Raw genomic sequence first — 1,680 nt, forward strand, 5'->3', positions numbered from 1 at the left:
CATCCCCGCCGCCCTGGGCGTGGTCAAGGCCGATCCCAAGCGCAAGGTCGTCGCGCTGTCGGGTGACTACGACTTCCAGTTCATGATCGAAGAGCTGGCCGTGGGCGCGCAGTTCAACCTGCCCTACATCCACGTGCTGGTGAACAACGCCTACCTGGGCCTGATCCGCCAGGCCCAGCGCGGTTTCGACATGGACTATTGCGTGCAACTGTCATTCGAGAACGTCAATGCCCCGGAGCTGGGCAGCTACGGCGTGGACCACGTGGCCGTGGTCGAGGGCCTGGGCTGCAAGGCGATCCGCGTGTTCGACGCCAGCCACCTGCAAGCTGCTTTCGCCAAGGCCACCGAGCTGATGGAGACCTTCCGCGTGCCGGTGGTGGTGGAAGTCATCCTCGAGCGCGTCACCAACATCGCCATGGGCACCGAGATCAACGCCATCAACGAGTTCGAGGCGTTGGCCAGCACCGCCGCCGACGCCCCGACCTCGATCATGCCGCTGGACTGATCCGCCCACGCCAAGCCATCAGGAGCCAACCATGCCCCGTTTCGCTGCCAACCTGTCCATGCTGTTCACCGAACTGGACTTCCTCGACCGCTTCACCGCCGCTGCCCAGGCCGGGTTCCGTGGCGTCGAGTACCTGTTCCCCTACGACTACCCAGTCGAGGAACTGCGCGCCCGCCTGGACGCCAACCAACTGCAGCAGGTGCTGTTCAACCTGCCAGCGGGCGATTGGGCGCAAGGCGAGCGCGGCATCGCCTGCCACCCCGACCGCGTCGAGGAATTTCGCGCCGGTGTCGACAAAGCCATCGAATACGCCAAGATCCTGGGCAACACCCAGGTCAACTGCCTGGCGGGCATCGCGCCAGAGGGCGTCGACCCGTTCGTGGTGCAGAACACCCTGCTCGACAACCTCGAATACGCCGCCAACCGACTCGAGGCCGTGGGCATCAAGCTGGTGATGGAGATGATCAACACCCGCGACATCCCCGGCTTCTATCTCAACACCACGCCCCAGGCGCTGGCCATCCGCGAGCAAGTCGGCAGCGCCAACCTGTTCCTGCAGTACGACATCTATCACATGCAGATCATGGAAGGTGACCTGGCGCGCACCATGAAAACCCACCTCGCTGCGATCAACCACATCCAGCTGGCCGACAACCCCGGCCGCAACGAACCCGGTACCGGCGAGATCAACTACCGCTTCCTGTTCGAACACCTGGACCGCATCGGCTACCAGGGCTGGGTGGGTGCGGAGTACAAGCCACTGACCACCACCAAGGCGGGCCTGGGTTGGCTGAAGACCCACAACGCGATCTGAGGATGCTCTCGAAGGGGCAGCGCCCACACTGCCAGCGTCGCCTGCCCCATCGAGATTTCAATCAATACAACGAGGTAATCTCTCATGGCGAAAATCGGTTTCATCGGCACCGGCATCATGGGCAAACCCATGGCCCAGAACCTGCAAAAGGCAGGTCACGAACTGTTCGTTTCCACCCATCACGACCCGGCCCCGGCCGATCTCGTCGCCACGGCATTGCCGACCCCGCAAGCCGTGGCCCAGGAAGCCGAGTTCATCATCGTCATGGTCCCCGACACCCCACAGGTCGAAGCCGTCCTGTTCGGTGAAAACGGCGTGGCCGAAGGCGTTGGCCCGAACAAGATCGTGATCGACATGAGCT

3 protein-coding genes are annotated in these 1,680 nt (G+C 63.3%); all 3 read left to right on the forward strand.

Going from position 1 to position 1,680, the window contains the following annotated elements; all coding sequences use genetic code 11:
• The coding region (locus WCE05_RS25745; protein WP_225789239.1) for a thiamine pyrophosphate-dependent enzyme at positions 1-505 on the forward strand (505 nt) is incomplete at its 5' end.
• Positions 506-536: 31 nt separating this feature from the next.
• A complete protein-coding gene (hyi, locus tag WCE05_RS25750) occupies positions 537-1,319 on the forward strand; it encodes a hydroxypyruvate isomerase (RefSeq protein WP_225789238.1) in 783 nt (260 codons plus the stop codon).
• A gap of 84 nt (positions 1,320-1,403) precedes the next feature.
• Positions 1,404-1,680 (forward strand): NAD(P)-binding domain-containing protein (locus WCE05_RS25755; RefSeq protein WP_368816811.1); only part of this gene is annotated, 277 nt, incomplete at its 3' end.

The organism is Pseudomonas sp. I2, assembly GCF_040984075.1.
Classification (GTDB): domain Bacteria; phylum Pseudomonadota; class Gammaproteobacteria; order Pseudomonadales; family Pseudomonadaceae; genus Aquipseudomonas; species Aquipseudomonas guariconensis_B.